The organism is Mycobacterium sp. GA-1199, assembly GCF_001500045.1.
In the GTDB taxonomy this organism is placed as follows: domain Bacteria; phylum Actinomycetota; class Actinomycetes; order Mycobacteriales; family Mycobacteriaceae; genus Mycobacterium.
In genome coordinates this window covers 1-22762 of sequence record NZ_LQIX01000045.1, presented here as the reverse complement: position 1 = coordinate 22762, position 22762 = coordinate 1, and the positions used below count along the sequence as shown (strand labels likewise).

Genomic DNA, 22762 nt, shown 5'->3' with positions numbered 1-22762 from the left:
GGTGTCGGCCAACAACCGCACGTCGACGCTCGAAAACCCCTCGCGAGCACCGTTTTACCGGTCGGTCGGCGATGAGGCCGAGGTGTTCCGCGCCGCGGCGCGGCGGGGTTCGCCGGTGCTGCTCAAGGGTCCCACCGGATGCGGTAAGACCCGGTTCGTCGAGGCGATGGCGCACGAACTGGGCCGCGAGTTGATCACCGTCGCCGGTCACGAGGACATGACCTCGGCCGACCTGGTGGGTCGGTTCCTGCTCAAGGGCGGCGAGACGATCTGGGTGGACGGCCCATTGACCAGAGCCGTTCGGACGGGAGCGATCTGCTACCTCGACGAAATCGTCGAAGCACGCCAGGACACCACCGTCGTGATCCACCCGCTGGCCGACCACCGCCGTGAGCTCCCGGTCGACCGGCTGGGCACCACCCTGTCCGCGGCACCGGGGTTCCAATTGGTGATCTCCTACAACCCCGGCTACCAGAGCGTGCTGAAGAACATCAAGGAGTCGACGCGCCAACGCTTCGTCGCAATCGAACTCGATTTCCCCCCGCCCGAGGTGGAGACCGAAATCGTCGCGCACGAGGCGGGAATCGACGCCGACACGGCACGCACCCTGGTGGCGATCGGCAACGCGATCCGCGGCATCGACGGCTCACCGCTGCGCGAGGTGTCCTCGACGCGGATGCTCATCCTCGCCGGCGGCCTCGCCGCCGAGGGGCTCGCTCTGCGGCGCGCCGTGCAGGCCGCCATCGTGGAGGCGCTGTCCGACGATGAAGACGTGGTGCGCGCGCTCGGCGAACTCGTCGACGCACTGCTACCCAGCCCGTGAACGCCTCGGGTGCAGCCGAACTCGACCGGTTCCGGTTTCTGGCGACGTTCATCGCCGGTCGGCCGGTCGACCTCGCGGCCGCGCCGCAGGGCCAACCCGCCCACACCAACGGCACGGTCATCTTCGTCACCGGCAATGGTCCGGCCGAGCAGAATCGGCGCGAAGTGATGTTGCACAGCGCGCTCATCGGGGCGGGCAGCCTGCAGGAGCCGCTGATCCGTCCGTTGCGTGCACGCCCGACTTTCGCGCGTCGCTACCTGGCAATCGAGGGTCACCGGGTGCTCGCCGAACTGGCCCGCCGGCTGCCGCTGGCGGCGGCGCTCCACCCCGAAAACCAGCACGGCTCCGCATCGGCCGCCGAGTCCCTCGAAATCGCCCGCAGCCGAACACGAGTCAGCAGTCCGCCCACCTGGTTCGGCATCCTCAAACCGTCGGCGCTGCTGAGCACGGCCGAGTCGGGCGCCCGGGCCTCCGATGACGACCTGCGGTTCACACTCGATCCGGCCGCCGGACCGATGACCGACGACGACGATGACGAGGGGCCGTCGGAGGAAAGCAAGATCCTCAAAATGTTCGACAACCCGCTGTTCAACTCGAAGACGGTGGGCGACTTCCTGCGCAAGCTGCTCGGCACATCGGGGTCGTCCGGGAACAGCGCCGGCGGGGATCCACAGGCCGAAGCCGTACGGCGGGTCCGCGCGGCCGGGTCGCACGCCAGGCCGCTGCCCACCAAAATCCACTTCACCGACGACGAACGCCCGGGCGTCGCGGTCGGGGTGGGCGGAGCGCTGTATCCCGAGTGGGACGTCTTCGGGCGCCGGTACCGGCCGGACTGGTGCCGGGTGATCGACTATCCGCTGACCACGCCCGCCGACGTCGCCGCTGCCGCCGTCACCCCCGACGACGTCCTTCGCCGCCGTCTCTCCCGGATCGGGTTGGGCCCCAGGGTGTTACGACGCCGGCCCGACGGCGACGAACTCGACATCGAAGCCCTTGTCGACCTGTCCGTCGACCTACGTTCCGGCTTCTCCCCACCCGAGCACATTTTCTCCGAACACCGCAAGGTTGCCAGGAACCTCGGGGTGCTGATCCTGCTCGACGCGTCCGGTTCGGTGACCGACGCCGACCCGGACGGCCTTGCCGTGCACGAGCACCAGCGGCGGGCGGCCGCCACGCTGGCGGCGACGCTCGAGGAGCTCGGCGATCGGGTCGCGGTGTACGCGTTCCGGTCCCGCGGCCGTCACGCGGTTCACCTTCCGGCTGTCAAGAAATTCGATCAGCGCTTCGAGGCGGTGTGCCGTGCTCGCCTCAATCAACTGCAACCGTCGAACTACACCCGACTCGGCGCGGCGATCCGCGGCGCGGCCGAGATCCTCGAGCAGGAGGCGGGCACCCCCAACAAGCTGTTGCTCGTCCTGTCCGACGGCCACCCGTATGACGACGGTTACGAAGGCCGCTATGCGGAGGCCGATGCGCACAAGGCACTCGAGGAACTGCGTGCCGACGGCATTGCCTGCCTGTGCCTTTCGATCGGTTCCTCCGCTGATGCCGATGCGCTTGACCGCGTCTTCGGTTCCGTCGGCCATGCCGGTGCCGCCTCGTTGGCCGAGCTGAGCCCACGGATGGACGAATTGTTCATGGCGTCTTTGAGGGAACTCGCCGCGCCCGCACCCCGCCGACACGCCTAGCGCGGCGGAAGGCCGAGCACCCGCCGCGCGATGATGTTGCGCTGAATCTCCGACGCGCCGCCCGAGATGGTCCCGGCATACGAGCTGATGTAGCGAGTGAACCAGTCGGCGGTGAAAAGGTCTGGGCTGTAGGGGTTGTACGGCGCGGTGAGCCCCGGGCTGCGCAGGCCTTCTGCGCCGGCGGCATCGAGCGCATACCCGAGCGCTCTCTGTTCGGCTTCCGACCCGAACAGCTTCAACACCGAGACGCCGGGGATGTCGCGTTCACCTCGCGCCGCCTGACCGAGTGCGACGGAACCGAGCAGACGCAGCGCCTGATAGTCCATGGCGACCGTCGCATAGCGGTCCTGGTCCACCGCTCCCACCGGGCGAAAATCCTGCAGTAGCTGGTCCAGCCGGTTGGCGAAGGCCATCCACATCATGGTCCGCTCGTGGCCCAGCGATCCGTTGGCCACGCGCCAACCTTCGTGCAGCGGACCGACGAGATTTTCTGCGGGCACCCTAACGCCGGAGAAGAACACCTCGTTGAAATCCAGGTCGTCACGGCTGTACACCGAGGCGAACGGCCTGCGCTCGACCCCGGAAAGGTCGGTGGGGATCAACAATGCGCTGATTCCCTTGTGCTTGGGCGCATGCGGGTCGGTGCGCACGAACGCCAGGATGACGTCGGCGTCGTGCGCGCCCGACGTCCACACCTTCTGCCCGTCGACGACGAAATCCTCGCCGTCGCGCACCGCTCGCGTGGCCAGCCCAGCCAGGTCCGAACCGGCCCCGGGTTCGCTCATACCCAGCGATGCGGTCATCTCGGCACGCAGAATCGGCACCGCCCACCGCTGCTTCTGCTCGTCGGTGCCGAAAGTCAGCAGCGACGCGGCGATGATTCCGACGCCCTGCGGATTGAAGGCGTGGTAGATCCGGCGGCGCGCCAGCTCCTCGCGGTGGACGAACTGTTCGAGCACGCCGGCGTTGCGGCCGCCGAATTCCGGCGGGTTTCCGGGTAACAGCCAGCCGTGGTCGAACAGCAGCCGCTGCCAACGGCGCGCCCACTGCGGCACGTGGGCCGTCGACCGGGAACGCTCCCCCGCCGCTTCGGCCTCCGACGGCAGGTGCTCGTCGAGGAAGGCGACGAACTCCGCGCGGAACGCCTCCACCTCGGCATCGAAGGTGAGCTGCACCCAGCCAACATATCAAGTACTTAACATTTAGGGTGTCGTGCGCTAAGACTTAAGGGATGCTCGACGGCGAGAAGATCCTGATCACCGGCGCCACCGGCAAGATCGCGTTTCCCCTGGCGCGGGAGTTGGCACGCAACAACGAGGTGTGGGGCGCGGCCCGGCTGCGCGAGCCCGCTGGCCGCGACCGGCTGAGCGCTGCCGGCGTCGTCCCGGTCGCCCTCGACGTCAGCGACGGCGACTTCTCGGCGCTCCCCGACGATTTCACCTACGTGTTCCACGCCGCGGTCGACCCCGGCGCCGGAGAGTGGGCGCGCTGCGTGGAGACGAACGCGCAGCGTTCGGGCGACCTGCTGCACCGGTACCGGGGCGCCAAAGGCTTCGTGTTCTGTTCGACCGGTTCGGTCTACGCCTACCAGGGTCGGCGGCCACTGACCGAATCCGATCCACCCGGGGTGCCGCTGCGGGCGAACTACAGCTTCTCCAAGGTCGCCGCCGAGGCTGTCTGCACGTGGGTCGCCAGACAGTACGAGATTCCGTTGACGATCATCAGGATCTGTTCCACCTACGGGCCCGAGGGCGGCGCCCCCGCCGACCGTCTCGACGCGATGCTGGCCGGTAACCCGATTCGGCTGCACCCGGACCGGCCCAACAACTACAACCCCATCTACGAGGACGACTACGTCGCGTTGGGGATCAGGGCGATGGAGGCAGCCGACACGCCGCCGGTCGTGGTGAACTGGGCGGGCAGTGAGACGGTCAGCGTCGAGGAGTACTGCACCTACATGGGCGAACTGGTCGGTGTCGAACCGACTTTCGAGTACACACCCGACGCCCATACCCCGTTGTGGCCCGACGTCACCCACATGCACGACGTGCTGGGGCGCACGACGATCGGCTGGCGCGACGGTCTCCGCAGGATGATCGAGGCCCGCCACCCCGAAATTCCGCTGCCACAGCCGGATTCGGTGTAGAGGAGGCGTCGATGCAACTGCCGGGCAGACCGTCGGACGAGGTTCCCGAGGTGCTGGCGAACGGTGACGGGGACATCACCACCATGTTCCTCTCGATGGCGCGGCGCCACCCCCACGGGGCGGACGCGGAATACCTGCGCTGGCACAGCCTGGACCATCGCCCCGAACAGCACCGGATGTCGGCGGTGCGCGCATCCCTGCGCCTGGTGTCCACGCCGCAGTGCCGCGCCGCGCGAGGAAGGGGTGACACTTCCTACGATGCGATCGATCACGTGATGACGTACTTCTTCACCGGGGTCGAGGGCATGGAACCGTTCCTCGCGCTGTCCAGGGCGCTCGGTGATGCGGGCCGTAAGCTGCCGCTGCTGCCGCCCGTCGAACGCGGTGTCTACGATGTGCGGCAGCGCGCCGCGGCCGCTCGGATCAAGGCCGGCGCGGACGTGCTGCCGTGGTGGCCGAACCGGGGTGTGTATCTACTGCTGGAACGAGGCGCTGGCGCTCTTGACGAACTTGTGGATGTCGAGGGGGTGGCAGGAGCGTGGGCGGCGATGTCGCTGCCGGTCGAAGGCCGTCTGGCCAGCGCCCCTGCGGGACAGACGATCACGTACTGCTTCCTCGACGACGAGCCCGTCGCGGTCGCGCAGCGGCTCCGGCCGGTTCTGCAGGCCCGGTGGAGCCGGGACGGCGTCGAACCGCTCTTCGCCGCACCGTTTCACAGCGTCGTCCCCTACGAATGGGACCGCTATGTGCCGTGACCGGAGGTATGGATGCGCATCGGGTTGATGGTCGGCTCCGACAAGGAGCGTCCCCGTGCCGAGCGGCTCGATGGGCTGATCGACGATGCAAGAGCCGCCGAGAAGCAGGGTTTCGCGACCTTCTGGATTCCGCAGGTGCCCGGCTATCTCGATGCGATGACCGCCGTGGCGTTGATCGGAAACGCCACCGACCGCATCGAGATCGGAACGGCCGTGGTGCCGATCCAGACCCGCCATCCGCTCATCATGGCCCAGCAGGCACTGACCACACAGATCGCCTGCGGCGGCCGATTCACGCTGGGGATCGGCCCGTCGCACCACTGGATCATCAGCGACCAGCTCGGCCTGCCATACGACAAGCCCGCCCGGTTGGTGCGCGACTATCTCGAGGTGCTCGACGCGGCGTTCGGCGGACCGGGCACCACGGCCGTCGACAACGACACCTATCGCGTACACAGCCCGGTCGACGTCACCGACGCCTTCACCGTGCCGGTGTTGGTGGCAGCGCTCGGGCCGACGATGCTCCGGATCGCCGGTGAGCGCACCGGCGGAACCATCCTGTGGATGGCCGACGAACGCGCGATCGGCGACTACGTGGTGCCCCGCATCACGGCGGCGGCGAAAGGTGCGGGCCGCGAGGATGTTCGGGTCGTCGCCGGTGTCCCTGTCGCGCTCTGCGCCGACGGTGATATCGACGATGCTCGGGCGTACGCCAGCGAGGTGCTCGGCCACGCCGACTTCTCCCCCAACTACGTACGCCTGCTCGAACACGGCGACGCCGAGGACGTCGGCGACACCATGGCGGTCGGCGACGAAGCGACGGTCGCGGCGCGACTGCGCCGCTACCGCGACGCCGGCGTCACCGATCTGGCGGCGCGGGTGGTTCCGCTCGGGGACGATGCCGCTCGGCGTCAAGAATCACGTCGGCGCACTCAGGAGTTCGTCGCCTCGCTGGCTTCGGAATTCGCCTCGGGCACATAGCTTCCCATGAACTCGATGGGAACCCCTCCCATCGTGCAGAAGAACAGGTCGACACCCGGCACACCGGTGTCCAGCATCGTGACGTCGTCGGCGAAGGCGCTGGTCCTCGCGCGTGTTTCGGCGAAGTCTGGGGCCATGAACGACAATGCGGCCAGCCCCTCGGGCACCACATCGCGAAGGTGCTCGGGAACGTCGAGCACCTCGATGAGCCCGGTGTCGCCGGTGCCCAGCATGGTGACCTCCGCCCCGTCCGACGCCGGCCATCCGAGCGTTCTCTCCAACACCTCACCGGGGACATGCATCTGAAACTGCACCGCCATCCCCATCACCTCGCTCAGAAACGCCGTGAAGGTGTGCGCGGAGTGGCTGCGCACGACCACGTGGTGGAGGTTGGGCATGTCTTGCCTTTCGTAGGCCTACGACCCGAGCATGATCAGGCCGCCGTCGACGGCGACGAGTTGTCCTGTCATGAAATGTGACCCCTCGCTGCAGAAGAACACCAGCGCGGGGCCGAGGTCGCCGACGGGGTCACCGAGTGCTCCTCCGAGCGGAATCGATGTCTTGAGCTGTTCGTCCATGAACTCCGCGGTGGGACCGAGGAATTCGCGCAGCCGGTCGGCACCCGGCGTCTGTACTGCGGGCGCCAGCGCGATCACCGACACCTTCTCGGCGGCCCAGGCCCTGGCCGCCGAGCGAGTCCACGCGGCCACCGCTCCCTTCGTCGCCGCGTAAACCGCCGAGAGCGGGCTGCCCATCACCGCCTCGGCGGAGCCGAAGTTGATGATGCGGCCGCCACCGTCCGCGCGCATCACCGCGTATGCCGATTGATTGGTGAGGATCGTGGCCTTGACGTTGGTGTCGAACAGGGTCTCGATGTCCTCGGTGGTGATCTGACCGGGGATGCCCGACTGCCACAGCCCGGCCGCATTCAGCAGTACGTCGAGCCCACCCATCTCCTCGGCAGCGGCTCGCACCGTCTCCTCGACCGCTTCGGCGTCACGCACGTCGCACTGCAGCCAGGACACGCCCGGCACGTCGGGAGGCGCCGTCGTGTGGCGGGTGGCCACTACGCGTGCACCCGCCTCGGTGAGCACGTGCACCGCCGCCGCGCCGATGCCTGTAGCCCCACCGGTCACCAAGATGCGCCTGCCGTTCAATGTCGCGACCACCCATAGATAGTTAGACAAACGTCAACTATTTGCAACCCTCAATGGTCCTGTTACAGTGCCGGAGTGTCGAAGGTCAGCGGCGAGGTCATGGCTGACGGTGGTCAACGGCGCGCGTCTTTCCAGCGGGCTCGATCGCATGAGACGAAACGGGCGCTCGTGCAGGCGGCCATGGCGTTGTGGCGCACGAACGGCTATGCCAAGACGACCGTCGCCGACATCTGCCGGGCCGCGGGCGTGTCGAGAGGCCTGTTCTACTTCTACTTCCCCGCCAAGGAGGACATCCTCTTCGAGGTCGGCCTGCTGTCGACCCGGGCGGCGCAGCAGAAGGTGCGCACGCTGTTGCGCGGTGACTACGACGTCGAGACGGTCATCGCCGAGGCGCTGCGCAGCCTTGAACGGTCGATGGGGCGCAACCCGCGCGAACTGATCATCCAGACGATCTTGGAGGGCTACCGGCATGAGCACCGGATCCTCGCGGGTGAGTCAGTCGACGAGACCGCCGACGCCGACATGTTCGGCGAACTCTTCAGCCGGGCACAGCAGGATGGGAAAATCGGAGCGCATGTCGACGTCGAACACCTCTCCCGCTTGGCGGGCATGCACGTCAGCGAAGGCGTCCGGCACTGGGCGAGCGGCAGTTTCGGTGACCGATCGTTCGCCGAGGTCGTGACCGACGACGTCGCGGCACTGATCGCCGGATTCAACTCGAGAAAGGGGCCGGGATGAGGATCCCGGCGGAGTGCGCGTAGGGCGTCGCAGTCGGCGCAGACCTGAACAAAGAGGAAGGAGACCACGATGTCGTGGGATTTCGAGACCGACCCCGAGTACCAGAAGGTGCTCGACTGGGCCGACGAATTCGTCAGAGAGGAGGTCGAACCGCTCGACTTGGCGTTTCCCGATCAGCAGTTCGTTCCTTTGGACGCCAACCGCCGCAAGGTGATCGACCCGCTCAAGGACGAAGTACGCCGACGGGGTCTGTGGGCCACCCACCTCGGTCCCGAACTCGGCGGACAGGGTTACGGACAGCTCAAGCTCGCGCTGCTCAACGAGATCCTCGGCCGCTCCCAGTGGGCGCCGATCGTATTCGGGTGTCAGGCGCCCGATACCGGCAACGCCGAGATCATCGCGCACTACGGGACCGAGGCGCAAAAGGAGCGCTACCTGCGCCCGCTACTCGACGGCGAGATCTTCTCGTGTTACTCGATGACCGAACCGCACGCCGGCGCCGACCCGACACTGTTCAACACCACCGCGGTCCGTGACGGCGACGACTGGGTAATCAACGGCTGGAAGTTCTTCTCCTCCAACGCCAGAACCGCGTCGTTTCTGATCGTCATGGTCGTCACCAATCCCGACGTGAGCGCCTATCAGGGTATGTCGATGTTCCTGGTGCCGACCGAAACGCCGGGCGTCAACATCGTCCGCAACGTCGGACTGCACGGCGAGCGTGACGACGAAGGCTCGCATGCGCTCATCCACTACGACAACGTGCGGGTGCCCGCCGATGCGCTGCTGGGCGGCGAAGGCCAGGCATTCGTCATCGCCCAGACCCGCCTCGGCGGCGGCCGTATCCACCACGCGATGCGCACGATCGGGCTCTCGCGCAAAGCGCTCGACATGATGTGTGAACGCGCGCTGAGCCGGGAAACCCAGGGCAGCAGGCTGTCCGAGAAGCAGTTCGTCCAGGGCTACATCGCCGACTCTTACGCACAGCTGTTGCAGTTCCGGCTGATGGTGCTCTACACCGCGTGGGAGATCGACAAGTACAACGACTACAAGAAGGTCCGCAAGGACATCGCCGCGGTCAAGGTCGTGATGCCGACGGTGCTGCATGATATCGCTTGGCGCGCAATGCAAGTCCACGGTGCGTTGGGCGTCACCAACGAGATGCCGTTCCTGGGCATGGTGACCGGCGCCGCGGTGATGGGCCTGGCCGACGGTCCGACCGAGGTGCACAAGGCGACGGTGGCCAAGCAGGTGCTGCGCGACTATGCGCCCAGCACCGACACGTGGCCGAGCGAGTGGATCCCGGCCAAGCGGGAGAAGGCCAGGGCCAAGTTCGCTGAGTATCTAGATCACGAAGTGGGGAATCTGTGAGCGAGAACGCGATAGACGTTGCGCGCCTGACCGATTGGATGGACGCGGCCGAACTGCCCGGCAAGGGTGAGCCGCTGCAGACCCGGTTCCTGTCGGGCGGCACCCAGAACGTCATCTACGAATTGCGCCGCGGCGAACACAGCTGTGTGCTTCGGATGCCGCCGCCCGGCGCCCCTGCTGACCGCGACAAGGGAATCCTGCGGGAGTGGCGCATCATCGAGGCGCTCGACGGCACCGACGTGCCACATACCGAGGCCGTCGCGGTATGTGAGGACGCCGCGGTGCTCGGCCGGCCCTTCTACCTGATGGGGTTCGTCGACGGATGGTCGCCGATGGACCTCGACGACCGCAAGTGGCCCGAACCGTTTGACTCCGACCTCTCCGCCCGCGGGGAGCTGGCCTATCAACTCGCCGAGGGCATCGCGCTGCTGTCCCAAGTGGACTGGAAGGCCAAGGGGCTGCACGATCTGGGGCGGCCCGACGGCTTCCACGAACGCCAGGTCGATCGCTGGACCGCGTTCTTCGAGCGCATCAAGGGCCGCGAGATCGACGGCCTCGACGTCGCCACCGACTGGCTGCGCACACATCGGCCGCTGGACTACGTCCCCGGATTGATGCACGGCGACTATCAGTTCGCCAACGTGATGTATCGGCACGGCGCGCCCGCGCGGCTCGCGGCGATCGTGGACTGGGAGATGGGCACCGTCGGAGACCCGAAGCTGGACTTGGGCTGGATGGTGCAGAGCTGGCCCGAGGACACCGCGGCGCCGACGGATTCGGAGATGGGTTACGTCGACATGCGGGGAATGCCCTCGCGCGCAGACGTCGTCGCACACTATGCGACGGTCTCCGGGCGCCAGGTCGACGACCTCGACTACTACCTGGTGCTGGCGAAGTGGAAGCTGGCGATCGTGCTCGAGCAGGGTTTCCAACGCGCGGGCGACAACGAGAAGCTGCTCGCCTACGGCCCGGTCATCGTCGAACTGATGCGCTCGGCCGCCGAGCTGGCCGAATCCAGCGACTACCGGTGATGCGGCCGGTGCCCGCCGAAATCAGCTGGCGGGCACCAGATCCGCGGCGACCGACACCATCATCCCGCAGCGGAACATCTCACAGTCGCCGACCTCGACGGCTGCGGGATCACCGGCTGCGGCCAGCGCCTTGGCCTTGAACGCCCTGGCCGCCGCGCTCAGGCGGTGCTCGACCGAATCGACGCTGCTGTCGAGTTCTGCGGGCACCCGCTCGCCCCACAGCGTCACCTCGGTCGCGCCCTGATCGAGCGCGTTGCGCACGTGCTGGAGGACACGCGCGTCGCGGTCGATCATGTTCGCCGCGACGGCGACGGTCTGCGGGTGCGGCCGTTCCTCCCAGGCCGCGAGGACCGTTTCCAGGTCGAGGGTCTCGGCTCCGAGAATCGTCAGCGGGCGAACGTCTTCGCCGCCACCGACGAGCACGGTGACGTCCCACCCCGCCATCACCCGGTCGTAGATCCAGCCGCCGGCAGACTTCACCGCGTCCGACACCGTCGGGGCCACGATGTCGAGCCGGTACCTCATCTCGAGCTCCGCGGCGCCAACTCGCGCCCCAGCGACTCGGCGTACCCCTTGAACACCTCGGCCAATTGAATCGATGGGTCGAGTAACCATAGGGTCTCCATTCCATAGGTGAACGCGAGGATTTCCACGGCCTTGGTGGCCGCGTCGAGGTCTTGGCGATACTTTCCGCTCCGCTGACCGCGCTCGATGATCGCGGTGACGATGTCGACCGCGTCGCGGTAACGCTTGACCAGGCGGTCGTGCAGAGGCGCGTCGGGCGCGATGTTCTCCACCAGCAGCACGGTGAAGGTTCCGACGAGCTCGGGCGCGCGGTCGAAGCGTTCGGGGACCCGGCCGAGCTCGGTGACCAGATCACCCGAGCGGTAGTCGGCGTGGATCGCGTCGTCGGCGTCACGGGCGTCGAGCACCGCGTTGAGCAGCTGCTCTTTGGACTCAAAGTGGTGCAGCAGACCGGCGGGCGTGACCCCGGCTTCCTTGGCGATCTGGGCCAGCGAGGTGTTGCGCCACCCGTTGCGCGCGAGCAGGCGTTCGGCCACCGCCAGGATGCGCTGACGACGATCCTCGCCCTTGGCGAGGAGCGTGGCATACGGCCGCGCGGGCTCCGTGGCGGACACCGAACTCCTTCGTTCAACCAACCTAGTGAACACACAGTAGGTAGGTTTGGGCGCTGTGACAAGCGTCTCAGCCAAATTGGGTTTAGACCGCCGTCACATAACCAGGTCAGCGCGCTGTTTCGGGCGCGATCGTCGGTGCCGCGCCGGGTTTCCTATCGTCGCGTGAACTCGATGTGCAGCTCGGTCAGCCCACGCAGCAAAAACGTCGGCTCGTAGGAGTAGCGGCGCTCACCGGATGGACCGTGGGCCACCTCGCTGATCCGGATGTCGCGCATGCGCTCGAGCAACCTCTGCACGGTGATGCGGCCCTCCACCCGGGCCAGGGGCGCACCCGCGCAGGAGTGGATTCCACGACCGAACGTGATGTGCTCGCGCACGTTCTTGCGGTCGGGGCGGAACTCGTGGGGATCGTCGAATTTGCGCGGATCCCGATTGGCCGCGCCGAGGCACAACATCACGATCGTGCCCGCCTTGAGCGGCACCCCGCCCAGCGTCGTGCTCTTGCGGACGAGCCGGAAGTCGACCTTGGTCGGCGAGTGCATGCGCAGCGCCTCTTCGATGAACGCCGGAATCCGCTCGGGGTGTTCGCGCAGCATCTGCTGGAAGTCCGGCCGGTCTCCGAGGGTCTGCACCGCCGCGCTGAGCAGCTTTGTGACGGTCTCCTGCCCCGCGGCGAACAGGAACGTGGCCGGCTTGACGACCTCGATCAGCTCCGGTGTCGAACCGTCGGGGTACACCGCGGTCGCCATCCCCGACAGCACGTCGCCGCGCGGTTGGCGGCGGCGCTCGGCGAGATAGCCGGCGAACTTGTCGTCGAGATACTGCAGCGGGTCCCGCCCCACCGGGGCTCCGTCGAGCGCGCCGACGCGGGTGCCGTAGCGCTCCTCGACCCCGAGCGCGGCCAGGAACTCGGGCCGGTCCTCGTCGGGCACGCCGAGCAGGTCGATGATCGCCGACGTGGCGAAGGGTTTGGCGTACTCCGAGAGGAACTCGCACCGCCCCTCAGAGGATTCCGGGCCCATGATCTGGTCGATCTGGCTGTCGACCAGCTGCCACATGTAGTCCTCGTTCTCCTTGAGCCGGCGCGGCGTCAGGAGCTTGGTCAACAGCGACCGGGCCCGTTCGTGGGCCGGCGGGTCCATCACGACCATGTGCTCGTAGATGGGAAACAGGTGGCGGTGCGCCTCGATCTGCTCGGTGATGTCGTCACCTTCGGGGACGAACGGCAGCGGCGGGAACGGCCCGCCGATCGCGTTCACCGCCGAGAAGGAATCGTGATCCTTGAAAGCCGCCACCACTTCGGCGTAACCGGTGACGGCGACGACGCCGTAGTTCGGTTCCCGAAACACCGGGCCCTGCTCGCGAAGGTGGTCCCAGTAGTCATAGGGATCCTGACTGATCGCGTGGTCGGAGAAGTAGTCCACCGAGGCGAGATCGGTCATCGACGGCCGTCCTTTCGGTCCTGGCGCCCGTAGCCAGTCTGATCGATCGATCAAACTGTTAGGATGCGCCATGCCTATCACGGGTCGTGACAGAGGGTCAAGCATTCGGACGGAGGGGCGCGCCGGGAACGCCAAGCGAGCCGAGGTCGGGGCGCGCCAGCGACTCATCGAGGCCACCGCGAAGATCATGCGCGACGAGGGCTATGCCGCCGCGACGTCACGACGCGTGGCGGCCGAGGCCGGGGTCAAACAAGCGCTGGTCTACTACTACTTCCCCACGATGGATGACCTGTTCGTCGAGGTGTTGCGGGCCGGTGCCGAGGCGTCCCTGGAGAACATGCGCGCCGCGCTCACCGATGACGACCCGTTGCACACGCTGTGGCTGATCAACAGCGATTTGCGAAGGACGAAACTGAACACCGAGTTCATGGCACTGGCGAACCACCGCAAGGTGATTCGTACGGAGCTGAAGGCCTACGCGGAGCGCGTGCGCGACATCGAGACCGCCGCGGTCACCGTGGCCCTGCGGGCCAACGGTGTCGATCTCGACGACTACCCGCCGGTCGCCGTTTCGATGTTGATCGTGCAGATCGCGCGCAGCCTGTGCAACGAGGACGCGGTCGGCCTCACGCTCGGACACGACGAGATGCGCGACTTCATGCAGCGCTGGATGCAATCGCTGAAGGAGTCCTTGACCGCGGGCGGGTAGCTACCTCCCCCCGGCTGAGCTCGCACATCGATCGGCGGTGCCGCGACACCGCGATCCCTCCGCCTCGCGGGCCCGACTGTTGACACGTGGGCCGATCGGTGCCACGATCCTGATCGATCGACCAAACTATTCGAGCAGCCAGAAGGTGGACACATGGGTGGACGAGTCGAGGGCAAAGTCGCGTTCGTAACCGGCGCGGCGCGGGGCCAGGGCCGCAGCCACGCGGTGCGCCTCGCCGCGGAGGGTGCCGACATCATCGCCGTGGACGTCTGCAAGCAGATCTCCAGCAACGACGACATCCCATGGGCCACACCGGACGACCTCGCCGAAACGGCCGACCTCGTCAAGAACCTGAACCGCCGCATCGTCACCGCCGAGGTCGACGTGCGTGACTACGACGCCCTCAAGGCGGTCGTCGACGGGGGCGTCGAACAGTTGGGCCGGCTGGACATCGTGGTCGCCAATGCCGGCATCGGCAACGGCGGGGCAACGCTGGACAAGACCAGCGAAGACGATTGGCGCGACATGATCGACGTCAATCTCTCTGGTGTGTGGAAGACCGTCAAAGCCGCTGTCCCCCATCTGCTCTCCGCAGGGCACGGCGGTTCGATCATTCTCACCAGCTCGGTCGGTGGCCTCAAGCCCTACCCCCATACCGGCCATTACATAGCCGCCAAGCACGGCGTGATCGGCCTGATGCGCACATTCGCCGTCGAACTCGGTCAGCACTCGATCCGGGTCAACGCCGTCTGCCCCACGAATGTGAACACACCGCTGTTCATGAACGAGGGAACCATGAAGCTGTTCCGGCCCGACCTCGAGAATCCCGGACCCGACGATCTCGCCGTCGCTGCACAGTTCATGCATGTGCTCCCCGTCGGCTGGGTCGAGCCCGAGGATGTCAGTAACGCCGTGCTGTTCCTCGCCTCGGACGAATCCCGCTACATCACAGGTCTTCCGGTCACGATCGACGCGGGCAGCATGCTGAAGTAGCCGGGCAATTCGGGTGGAGTCGCTAGCGTGTAGTGCAATCGATCACACCCAATTCACGTGAGTGGAGTCCTGAGTGAAACTCGTCTTCAACCTTCCGCACATGCTGCGGCTCAAGGCCATGATGCAGCCGTGGGAAGCATCGGTGACCGGTGCCGACCAGACGCGGATGGCCAAGTGCGCCGACGAGTGGGGTTACGACATGATCGCCGTGCCCGAGCATTTCGCGATTCCCAACGATCACGTCGAACTGTCCGGACCGCATTATCTGCAGTCCACCGTGGCTCAGGCGTATCTCGCCGGGGCAACACAGCGGATCATGCTCAATTCGTGCATCACGGTACTGCCGCTGCAACATCCGATCGTGTTGGCGAAGTCGCTGGCCACCGCCGACTGGATGAGCAGCGGCCGCATGATGGTGACGTTCGGCGTGGGCTGGCTGGAACGCGAATTCGGACTCCTGGGTGTGCCCTTCCATGAACGTGGCCGCATCGCCGACGAGTATCTGGCTGCGATTGTCGAACTGTGGACCAGTGAATCGCCGAGCTTCGACGGCAAGTATGTGTCCTTCGATGACATCGCCTTCGAGCCCAAGCCGATCCAGGAGCCGCATCTGCCGATCTGGATCGGCGGTGATGCGGACGCGGCACTGCGCCGGGCGGCGAAGTACGCCTCGGGATGGTGGTCATTCCTCACGCCGCCCGACAAGATCGCCGAGCGCCTCGACTTCATCAAGTCCCAACCTGGCTACGACGGTCGGCCATTCGACGTGGTGCACGGGCTGGGCACGAATCGGGTCGGCGAGGGCCATACCGTGCAAGACGACCCCGAGGGCCGACCGGGCATGAGTGCGGCCGAGATCGTCGACCGGCTCGGTTGGCTCGCGCAGCAGGGCGTCACCGTGAGCGCTGTGCCCCTGCCGCCGGTGTCAGGGGTCGACGAGTATCTCGACTACGCGCAATGGGTGATCGAGGAGATCAAACCGCAGCTGCCCTAGTGGTTTACAGGCCCAGCGACTTGGCGATGATCACCTTCATCACCTCGCTGGTGCCCGCGTAGATGCGGGCCACCCGGGCGTCGGTGTACAGCCGAGCGATCGGATACTCCATCATGTAGCCGTAGCCGCCGAACAACTGCAGGCAGCGGTCCACCACCCGCTGCTGCATCTCGGTGCAGAACAGTTTCACGCGGGCCGCATCCGCGCCGGACAACTCGCCGTCGACATGCAGGGCCACAGCGCGATCCAGCATCGCCTGTGCGGCCTCCACCTCCGCCGAGCAGGCCGCCAACTCGAACTTCGTGTTCTGGAACGACGCCACCGGTGTGCCGAACGCCTTGCGGCTCTTGGTGTAATCGATGGCGGCGGCGATCGCCGAGCGTGCCTGCGCGACCGATCCGACGGCGACGGTGAGCCGCTCCTGAGGCAGATTGTGGCCCAGGTAGCTGAACGCCTCGCCTTCTTCGCCCAGCATGTTGGTCGCGGGTACGCGGACGTCGACGAATGAGAGTTCGGCGGTGTCCTGCACCTTGCAGCCCATCTTCTCCAACTCACGGCCCCGGGTGAACCCGGGCATTCCGTCCTCGACGACGAACAGCGTGAGCCCCTTGCGCCGGTTGTCCGGGTCGGTCGAGGTCCGCGCGACGACGATTACGAGGTCGGCCTGCATACCGCCGGTGATGAACGTCTTGGCGCCGTTGAGGATCCAGTGGGGGCCTTCCGAATCAACATTGCGCACAGCGGTGGTGCGCACACCGGCGAGGTCGGATCCGGTGCCCGGTTCGGTCATCGCGACGGCGGTCAGCAGCTCCCCGGCGGCAAGCCCGGGAAACCACCGCTTGCGTTGCTCTTCGTTCGCGTAGTGCAGGAAGTACGGGAGGATCACCTCGAGCTGGGTGCGCACGGTCGACAGCGTGACCAGTGCGCGTGCCGCCTCCTCCTGCAGCACGACGTTGTAGCGGTAGTCGGGGGTCCCACCTCCGCCGTACTCCTCGGGAATGGCCATCCCGAGCATGCCCAGCGACCCCATCTGCTTGAACACCTCGCGAGGCATGCGGCCGCCCTTCTCCCACTCGGGATAGTGCGGGACCACTTCCTTTTCGACGAAGTCACGGGCGAGTTCGCGGAACGCCTCATGGTCTTCGGTGAACAGGGTTCTCTGCACGCGGGTCCTCCCGTGGAATCAGTGCTTACTGCGTCAGCAGCGCTAGGCGATGAGTTCTGCCGCCATCGCTAGGCGATGAGTTCTACCAGAGTCGCGTTGGCGGTTCCGCCGCCCTCACACATGGTCTGCAAACCGAACCGAATCCCGTTGTCGCGCATGTGGTTGAGCATGCGCGTCATGAGCACCGCACCCGACGCCCCGAGTGGATGCCCCAGGGCGATCGCCCCGCCGAGCGGGTTGAGCTTGGCGTCGTCGGCGCCGGTCTCGGCCAGCCATGCCAGCGGCACCGGCGCGAACGCCTCGTTCACCTCGAACACACCGACCTCGTCGAGGGTCACTCCGGCCTTGTGCAGGACCTTCTCGGTCGCCGGGATCGGACCGGTCAGCATCAGAACCGGGTCGGCACCGGTGACCGCGCCCGCACGGTAGCGGGCAATTGGGCTCAGTCCCAGCGCCACAGCGTTGTCGGCCGCCATCACCAGCAGCGCCGCGGCACCATCGGAGATCTGTGACGAATTCCCCGCATGGATGACGCCGTCGTCCTTGAAGGCCGGCTTGAGCCCCGCGAGCTTCTCCACCGTGCTCCCCCGTCGCACCCCTTCGTCAGCCACGACTGGTTCACCGTCGGTGAAGACCGGCATGATCTGCGATTCGAACGCGCCGTTGTCCTGCGCGGCAGCGGCCAGCTCGTGTGAGCGCACCGAGTACTCGTCGAGCCGGGTTCGGGAGAAGCCCCACTTCTGGGCGATCAACTCCGCCGAGATGCCCTGGTTGAACGAGAAATCGCCGTAGCGTTCGAGGACCTTGGGCCCGTAGGGCATTCCGGTGGCCCGCGCCGAACCGAGCGGCACCCGGCTCATCACCTCGACCCCGCCGGCGACGACGACGTCCTGCTGACCCGACATCACCGCGTGGACCGCGAAATCCAGCGCCTGCTGGCTCGACCCGCAGGCGCGGTTGACCGTGGTGCCGGGGATCGTCTCCGGCCAGCCCGCGGCAAGAGCCGCGTAGCGGCCGATGTTGCTCGACTGGTCGCCGACCTGAGACACACAACCCCACACCACGTCGTCGACGATCTCGGGATCGATACCCGCACGCTCGACGAGTGCGGTGAGCACGATCGCCGACAGGTCGGCGGCATGCATCTCCGACAGCCCGCCGTTGCGCTTGCCGACCGGCGTGCGCACCGCCTCCACGATCACGGTTTCACGCATTGTTCTTCTCCGATCCGGGCCCGATCGCCCATCGACCAGTAAATACGGCCTCGCGTTTGGCGGCGAACGCGGCATAGGCCTCCGCCGAATCCGCGGTGGCGAAGTTGCCCGGCTGTGCGCGGGCCTCATTGGCCAGCGCCTCACGCAGCGTCGCGTTGGCCCCGTCGTTGAGCAGCGCCTTGCTCTGCGCCAAGGCGACCGGTGGGCCCGCTGCGAGCCGGGCCGCCAGATCGGCGACGAAGCCGTCGATCTCGTCGGCGGGCCTCACCCAGGTGACCAGGCCCAGCGAGTGGGCCTCCGCGGCGTCGATCATGTCGGCCAGCAACACCAGCCGCTTGGCCTGTTGCAGACCCACCAGTTTGGGCAGCAGCCACGAACCGCCGAGGTCGACCGACAGGCCGCGCTTCGAAAAGATTTGGCAGAACCGGGCATCCGGCGTCGCCACCACGAAGTCACAACCGAGCGCCAGGTTCCAGCCGGCCCCGACCGCAACCCCGGTCACCTTGGCGATGGTGGGTACGGACAGTTCGTGCAGTGCGAGCGCGACATCGGTGAGCCGCCGTAACTTGTGTCGCGGGTGGATGTCCTCGGGTGTGCCGATGTCGGCGCCCGAGCAGAAGGCCCCACCCGCGCCGGTGATCACCAATGCGCGAAGTTCGGTGTCGCGGGCGGCCGCCCGCAGGGCATCGGCGAGGTCCCCCCACAACTGCGCGTTGATCGCGTTCTTGCGGTCCGGCCGGTTCAGCGTCAGGGTCCGCACCCCGTCGCTGTCGGAACTCAGCAGCACGTCATCGCTCACTGGTACGCGGGCCCGATCACTCCGTCGGCACGTAGTTTCGCGAGATCCTCTGCCGTCAGCCCCAATTCACCCAGTACGGCATCGGTGTGCTGGCCCAAACCGGGTACCGCTCCCATCGGTTGCTCGAAGCCGGTGATCACCGGCGGGGGGCGCAGCGCGCGGATGTCGCCCTTGGGGGTGGCGACAGTGCGCCACCGGTCCCGAGCGGTGAGGTGGGGGTGTGCGACGACCTCGCTGGGCAGGTTGTACCGCGAGTTGCCGATCCCGGCGTCGTCGGCAATCTTCTGGATCTCGGCGAGATCACGCTGGGCACACCACGATCCGATGGCTTCCTCCAGGATCTCGCGGTGGGCGCAGCGGTCGGGGTTGGTGGCGAAGCGGGGATCGTCGGCGAGGTCGGGGCGGTCGATGATCTCGCGAGCCACCCGCTGCCACTCCCGGTCGTTGGTCGTGCCGAGCACCACCGTCTGACCGTCGCGCGTCGGAAACGCTCCGTACGGCGCGACGGCGGGTGAGCCGACGCCGAGCGGTTCCTGGTCGATGCCCGAATGCTGGGTGTATGTCAACTGATAACCCATCACGTCGGTCATCACGTCGAACAGGCTCAGCGCAACCGACTGGCTCGCGGCCCCGGCATTGCCCCTGCCTCGTCCGACCAGGAGCGCCAGGATGGAGATCGCCGCGTACAGGCCCGTCGAGAAATCGGCCATCGCGGGTCCCGGTTTGGCCGGCATCCCCGGGTAGCCCGTGACCGCGCACGATCCCGACTCCGCCTGTACGAGAAGGTCGTAGGCACGCTTGTGGGAGATCGGACCGCCGGGGCCGTAACCGTCGATCTCGACCGGAATCACGTTGGGATGACGCGTCGCGAGGTCGGCGGGGGCCAAGCCCATCCGCGCGGTGGCACCCGGCGCGAGGTTCGACACGAACGCATCCGCCCGGTCCAACAGGCGGTGCAGAAGGTCGATACCCTCGGGTGCTTTGGTGTTCAGCGTCACCGACTCCTTGCCGCGGTTGGCCCAGACGAAATGCGCGGCCAAACCGCCGGGCCCGTTCACCACGTCGTCGTAGTCGCGGGCGAAATCGCCGCCGTTGGGGTTCTCCACCTTGATCACGCGGGCACCGAAGTCGGCGAGCACCCGGGTGCACATCGGGGCGGCCACGGCCTGTTCCATCGCGACGACCGTGACGCCGCTCAGTGGCGCTGGGGCGCTCACATGACCATTCCGCCGTCGACCGGCAACACCTGTCCGGTGATGTAGGACGCGGCATCGGACGCCATGAACACGAACGCGCCCGCGACCTCCTGAGGGTCCGCCCACCGCTTCATCGGGATCCGGTTCATCATGTTCGCCGAGAACTTCTCATTGGTGCGGATCGTCTCCGTCATCGGCGTCGCGGCCAGCGGCGCCAACGCGTTGACCATGATCTTCTTCGTCGCCAGTTCGCGCGCAAGGGATTTGGTGAACCCGATGATGCCGGCCTTGGCCGCCGAGTAGTTGACCTGGCCCAGCGTGCCGGTCAGCCCGGCCGCCGAGGTGACGTTGACGATACGGCCGGTGCCGTCGGTCGGGATGTGCGGCAGCGCGGCCTGGGTGACGTTGAACGCGCCCATCACGTGGATGTCGAACAACAGCCGGAACGACTCCTGCGTCGTCTTCTCGAACATCGCGGGCTTGGTGACGCCCGCGTTGTTGATCAGGATGTGCAGGGCGCCGTCGGTCAGCGCCGCCGCCTGCGCGGTCGCCGCGTCGGCGGAGTCCCGGTCGGAGACGTCCAGCGCGGCGGACTCCGCACGGCCGCCGCCGGCTGAAATCCGTTCGGCGACAGCGGCTGCGGCGTCCTTGTCCAGGTCGGTGACGAGGACCGCGGCGCCCGCGTCGGCGAGCGCCTGTGCGACGGCCGAGCCGATGCCGCCCGCGGCGCCGGTCACCAGCGCAGAACGGCCGGACAGGTCGAAATAGTTCACCATCGGTAGTCGTGCTCCTCCGTCAGTAGCTGCGCGGCAGTCCGAGGACATGCTCGCCGAGGAAGTTGAGGATCATCTCCTGGCTCACGGGCGCGATCTTCATCAGCCGCGACTCGCGGAAGTAGCGGGAGACGTGATACTCCTCGGAATAGCCCATGCCTCCGTGCAATTGCAGGGCCCGGTCGGCGGCGCCGAAGCCGGCATCGGCGCACAGGTATTTGGCCGTATTGGCTTCGCGCCCACACGGTTTGCCGTTGTCGTACAGCCAGGTGGCCTTGCGTAGCACCAACTCGGCCGCGTCGAGCCGGGCCAGCGAGTCGGCCAGCGGGAACTGCAGGCCCTGGTTCATGCCGATCGGCCGGTTGAACACATGCCGCTCGTTGCCGTACTTCACGGCCTTCTCCAACGCCACCCGGCCGATGCCCAGCGCCTCGGCCGCGATCAGCATCCGCTCGGGGTTGAGGCCGTCCAGGATGTACTTGAAGCCCTTGCCTTCTTCGCCGACGCGGTGCTCGACGGGCACCATCAGGTCGTCGATGAACACCTCGTTGGAGCTGACCGCGTTGCGTCCCATCTTCTTGATGGGCCGGATGTCGACGTGGTCGGGATCGAGGTCGGTCAGGAACAGCGTCATCCCGTCGGTCTTCTTGGTGACCTCGTCAAAAGGCACAGTCCTGGTCAGCAGCAGGATCTTCTCGGACTCCAGCGCTTTGGAGATCCAGACCTTGCGGCCGTTGATCCGGTACTTGTCGCCTTCGCGCTTGGCGAAGGTGGTGATGCGCGAGGTGTCCAGGCCCGCACCGGGTTCGGTGACACCGAAGCAAACGTGCAGATCACCGTTGACGATGCGCGGTAGCGTCTCGGCCTTGAGCTCGTCGGAGCCGTGCTTGACGACGGGTTGCATCCCGAAGATCGACAGGTGAATGGCACTGGCACCGTTCATCGCGGCCCCGGAGCGCGACACCTCTTCGAGCAACAGCGTGGCCTCGGTGATGCCCAGGCCGTGCCCGCCGTACTCCTCGGGGATGGTCATGCCCAGCCAGCCGCCCTTGGCGATCGCGTCGTAGAACTCCCGCGGGAACTCGTGTGCGAGATCCTTTTCCATCCAGTAGTGGTCGTCGAACTTGCTCGCCAACTCACGAACGGACTTGCGGATCAGCTCCTGGTCCTCGGTCAGCTCGAAACTCATCCCGCCAGGCACGGTGGTTCTCCTCTTGTCATCGTTCCGCAGAACAGTGCGCCGGCGCGTGAACGCAGCTTCCGCACCGGCGCACTCGAAGACGCTGCTTCCGACCCGTGGCCGGACCTCCCGATACTTGCAGACCTCTCAGTCCGTGTTGCCGGACACCTGCTTGGCGCTGGCCGCGAAGTCCGCGAACGACGCGCCGGTTTTCTCTTTCTTCGACAGGGCTTGGATGGAGACGTCGTGGCCTTCGGCGGCCTTGCGCAGGGCGCCCACGGTGGCCTGTTCGCGCGTCATGTGGGTGAACGGATCCCAGTGATACCAGCGCATCGCGTTTTCGAAGGTCATCTTGTTGATCTCGTCGTCGGGCACATTGTTGGCGGTGAGGACCTCGTCGAGCTGCTCGGGAGCCCCGGGCCACATCGAGTCGCTGTGCGGGTAATCGGCCTCCCAGCAGATGTTGTC

The 22762-nt window shown here is 66.8% G+C and carries 23 protein-coding genes and 1 pseudogene; 11 read left to right on the top strand and 13 right to left on the bottom strand.

Annotation, left to right across the window (positions count from 1 at the left end):
- Position 1: 1 nt before the first annotated feature.
- Both AU198_RS19700 and AU198_RS19695 read left to right on the top strand, forming a co-directional pair.
- On the top strand, positions 2-823 hold the full coding sequence (locus tag AU198_RS19700; protein ID WP_064350262.1) for a CbbQ/NirQ/NorQ/GpvN family protein: 822 nt from the start codon (positions 2-4) through the stop codon (positions 821-823).
- The gene (locus tag AU198_RS19695; protein ID WP_064350261.1) at positions 820-2511 is read left to right on the top strand and encodes a nitric oxide reductase activation protein NorD; all 1692 of its coding nucleotides are present in this window, start codon (positions 820-822) and stop codon (positions 2509-2511) included. Before AU198_RS19700 ends, AU198_RS19695 begins: the two co-directional genes overlap by 4 nt.
- Here AU198_RS19695 and AU198_RS19690 read toward each other — a convergent pair.
- Positions 2508-3686: an acyl-CoA dehydrogenase family protein gene (locus AU198_RS19690; RefSeq protein ID WP_064350260.1), complete on the bottom strand. Its 1179-nt coding sequence runs from the start codon at positions 3684-3686 to the stop codon at positions 2508-2510. The two genes, AU198_RS19695 and AU198_RS19690, sit on opposite strands and share 4 nt — an antisense overlap.
- Before the next feature lie 56 nt (positions 3687-3742).
- Between AU198_RS19690 and AU198_RS19685 the strand changes: the two genes are divergently transcribed.
- The 3 genes from AU198_RS19685 to AU198_RS19675 are packed head-to-tail and all read left to right on the top strand — an operon-like array spanning position 3743 to position 6393.
- Positions 3743-4657: an NAD-dependent epimerase/dehydratase family protein gene (locus AU198_RS19685; RefSeq protein WP_064350259.1), complete on the top strand. Its 915-nt coding sequence runs from the start codon at positions 3743-3745 to the stop codon at positions 4655-4657.
- Between the two features lie 11 nt (positions 4658-4668).
- Positions 4669-5412, top strand: a complete 744-nt coding sequence (locus tag AU198_RS19680) for a hypothetical protein (RefSeq protein WP_064350258.1) — start codon at positions 4669-4671, stop codon at positions 5410-5412.
- Between the two features lie 12 nt (positions 5413-5424).
- Positions 5425-6393: an LLM class F420-dependent oxidoreductase gene (locus AU198_RS19675; RefSeq protein ID WP_064350257.1), complete on the top strand. Its 969-nt coding sequence runs from the start codon at positions 5425-5427 to the stop codon at positions 6391-6393.
- Here AU198_RS19675 and AU198_RS19670 read toward each other — a convergent pair.
- Positions 6345-6791, bottom strand: a complete 447-nt coding sequence (locus AU198_RS19670) for a VOC family protein (RefSeq protein ID WP_064350256.1) — start codon at positions 6789-6791, stop codon at positions 6345-6347. The two genes, AU198_RS19675 and AU198_RS19670, sit on opposite strands and share 49 nt — an antisense overlap.
- 18 nt (positions 6792-6809) lie before the next feature.
- Positions 6810-7562, bottom strand: coding sequence for an SDR family NAD(P)-dependent oxidoreductase (locus AU198_RS19665; protein ID WP_064350255.1), 753 nt, complete (start codon positions 7560-7562; stop codon positions 6810-6812).
- Between the two features lie 87 nt (positions 7563-7649).
- On the opposite strand from AU198_RS19665, the gene AU198_RS19660 reads away from it, so the two are divergent.
- From AU198_RS19660 to AU198_RS19650, 3 genes are all read left to right on the top strand, one after another.
- Positions 7650-8288 carry a TetR/AcrR family transcriptional regulator gene (locus tag AU198_RS19660; RefSeq protein WP_197416178.1) on the top strand — a complete coding sequence of 213 codons (639 nt, stop codon included), beginning with the start codon at positions 7650-7652 and terminating at the stop codon, positions 8286-8288.
- A gap of 69 nt (positions 8289-8357) precedes the next feature.
- Positions 8358-9659: an acyl-CoA dehydrogenase family protein gene (locus tag AU198_RS19655; protein WP_064350254.1), complete on the top strand. Its 1302-nt coding sequence runs from the start codon at positions 8358-8360 to the stop codon at positions 9657-9659.
- A gap of 38 nt (positions 9660-9697) precedes the next feature.
- A complete protein-coding gene (locus tag AU198_RS19650) occupies positions 9698-10690 on the top strand; it encodes a phosphotransferase family protein (RefSeq protein WP_502689310.1) in 993 nt (330 codons plus the stop codon).
- Positions 10691-10711: 21 nt separating this feature from the next.
- On the opposite strand, the gene AU198_RS19645 is transcribed toward AU198_RS19650, so the two are convergent.
- From AU198_RS19645 to AU198_RS19635, 3 genes are all read right to left on the bottom strand, one after another.
- Entirely contained in the window at positions 10712-11215 is a 504-nt protein-coding gene (locus AU198_RS19645) for a hypothetical protein (RefSeq protein WP_064350252.1), read from the bottom strand.
- Positions 11212-11829, bottom strand: a complete 618-nt coding sequence (locus tag AU198_RS19640) for a TetR/AcrR family transcriptional regulator (protein ID WP_064350251.1) — start codon at positions 11827-11829, stop codon at positions 11212-11214. The genes AU198_RS19645 and AU198_RS19640 overlap by 4 nt, the downstream gene beginning before the upstream one ends.
- 152 nt (positions 11830-11981) lie before the next feature.
- Positions 11982-13271 (bottom strand): cytochrome P450, encoded by a 1290-nt coding sequence (locus AU198_RS19635; RefSeq protein ID WP_064350250.1) that lies wholly within the window; start codon positions 13269-13271, stop codon positions 11982-11984.
- Between the two features lie 70 nt (positions 13272-13341).
- On the opposite strand from AU198_RS19635, the gene AU198_RS19630 reads away from it, so the two are divergent.
- The 3 genes from AU198_RS19630 to AU198_RS19620 all read left to right on the top strand — a co-directional run bounded on the left by AU198_RS19630 (position 13342) and on the right by AU198_RS19620 (position 15967).
- On the top strand, positions 13342-13980 hold the full coding sequence (locus AU198_RS19630; protein ID WP_082691123.1) for a TetR/AcrR family transcriptional regulator: 639 nt from the start codon (positions 13342-13344) through the stop codon (positions 13978-13980).
- Between the two features lie 153 nt (positions 13981-14133).
- Positions 14134-14973 carry a mycofactocin-coupled SDR family oxidoreductase gene (locus tag AU198_RS19625; protein ID WP_064350249.1) on the top strand — a complete coding sequence of 280 codons (840 nt, stop codon included), beginning with the start codon at positions 14134-14136 and terminating at the stop codon, positions 14971-14973.
- A gap of 73 nt (positions 14974-15046) precedes the next feature.
- Positions 15047-15967 carry a TIGR03619 family F420-dependent LLM class oxidoreductase gene (locus tag AU198_RS19620; protein WP_064350248.1) on the top strand — a complete coding sequence of 307 codons (921 nt, stop codon included), beginning with the start codon at positions 15047-15049 and terminating at the stop codon, positions 15965-15967.
- Positions 15968-15971: 4 nt separating this feature from the next.
- On the opposite strand, the gene AU198_RS19615 is transcribed toward AU198_RS19620, so the two are convergent.
- The 7 genes and pseudogenes from AU198_RS19615 to AU198_RS19585 all read right to left on the bottom strand — a co-directional run.
- Positions 15972-17132: an acyl-CoA dehydrogenase family protein gene (locus AU198_RS19615; RefSeq protein ID WP_064350247.1), complete on the bottom strand. Its 1161-nt coding sequence runs from the start codon at positions 17130-17132 to the stop codon at positions 15972-15974.
- A 68-nt stretch (positions 17133-17200) separates the two neighbouring features.
- The gene (locus AU198_RS19610) at positions 17201-18346 is read right to left on the bottom strand and encodes a thiolase family protein (protein WP_064350246.1); all 1146 of its coding nucleotides are present in this window, start codon (positions 18344-18346) and stop codon (positions 17201-17203) included.
- Positions 18339-19133 carry an enoyl-CoA hydratase/isomerase family protein gene (locus AU198_RS19605; protein ID WP_082680970.1) on the bottom strand — a complete coding sequence of 265 codons (795 nt, stop codon included), beginning with the start codon at positions 19131-19133 and terminating at the stop codon, positions 18339-18341. The genes AU198_RS19610 and AU198_RS19605 overlap by 8 nt, the downstream gene beginning before the upstream one ends.
- 8 nt (positions 19134-19141) lie before the next feature.
- A complete protein-coding gene (locus tag AU198_RS19600; protein WP_082691122.1) occupies positions 19142-20362 on the bottom strand; it encodes a CaiB/BaiF CoA transferase family protein in 1221 nt (406 codons plus the stop codon).
- Complete coding sequence (locus AU198_RS19595) at positions 20359-21117, bottom strand: SDR family NAD(P)-dependent oxidoreductase (protein WP_064350244.1); 759 nt, start codon at positions 21115-21117, stop codon at positions 20359-20361. The genes AU198_RS19600 and AU198_RS19595 overlap by 4 nt, the downstream gene beginning before the upstream one ends.
- 19 nt (positions 21118-21136) lie before the next feature.
- The gene (locus AU198_RS19590) at positions 21137-22303 is read right to left on the bottom strand and encodes an acyl-CoA dehydrogenase family protein (RefSeq protein WP_064350243.1); all 1167 of its coding nucleotides are present in this window, start codon (positions 22301-22303) and stop codon (positions 21137-21139) included.
- A 138-nt stretch (positions 22304-22441) separates the two neighbouring features.
- A pseudogene (locus AU198_RS19585) lies at positions 22442-22762 on the bottom strand (amidohydrolase); the annotation flags it as partial.

Coding starts and splice junctions, on each gene's coding strand:
- AU198_RS19685 (WP_064350259.1), top strand. CDS start 3,743: ATGCTCGACGGCGAGAAGATCCTGATCACCGGCGCCACCGGCAAGATC.
- AU198_RS19680 (WP_064350258.1), top strand. CDS start 4,669: ATGCAACTGCCGGGCAGACCGTCGGACGAGGTTCCCGAGGTGCTGGCG.
- AU198_RS19675 (WP_064350257.1), top strand. CDS start 5,425: ATGCGCATCGGGTTGATGGTCGGCTCCGACAAGGAGCGTCCCCGTGCC.
- AU198_RS19670 (WP_064350256.1), bottom strand. CDS start 6,791: ATGCCCAACCTCCACCACGTGGTCGTGCGCAGCCACTCCGCGCACACC.
- AU198_RS19660 (WP_197416178.1), top strand. CDS start 7,650: ATGGCTGACGGTGGTCAACGGCGCGCGTCTTTCCAGCGGGCTCGATCG.
- AU198_RS19655 (WP_064350254.1), top strand. CDS start 8,358: ATGTCGTGGGATTTCGAGACCGACCCCGAGTACCAGAAGGTGCTCGAC.
- AU198_RS19650 (WP_502689310.1), top strand. CDS start 9,698: ATGGACGCGGCCGAACTGCCCGGCAAGGGTGAGCCGCTGCAGACCCGG.
- AU198_RS19645 (WP_064350252.1), bottom strand. CDS start 11,215: ATGAGGTACCGGCTCGACATCGTGGCCCCGACGGTGTCGGACGCGGTG.
- AU198_RS19635 (WP_064350250.1), bottom strand. CDS start 13,271: ATGACCGATCTCGCCTCGGTGGACTACTTCTCCGACCACGCGATCAGT.
- AU198_RS19630 (WP_082691123.1), top strand. CDS start 13,342: ATGCCTATCACGGGTCGTGACAGAGGGTCAAGCATTCGGACGGAGGGG.
- AU198_RS19625 (WP_064350249.1), top strand. CDS start 14,134: ATGGGTGGACGAGTCGAGGGCAAAGTCGCGTTCGTAACCGGCGCGGCG.
- AU198_RS19610 (WP_064350246.1), bottom strand. CDS start 18,346: ATGCGTGAAACCGTGATCGTGGAGGCGGTGCGCACGCCGGTCGGCAAG.
- AU198_RS19595 (WP_064350244.1), bottom strand. CDS start 21,117: ATGGTGAACTATTTCGACCTGTCCGGCCGTTCTGCGCTGGTGACCGGC.
- AU198_RS19590 (WP_064350243.1), bottom strand. CDS start 22,303: ATGAGTTTCGAGCTGACCGAGGACCAGGAGCTGATCCGCAAGTCCGTT.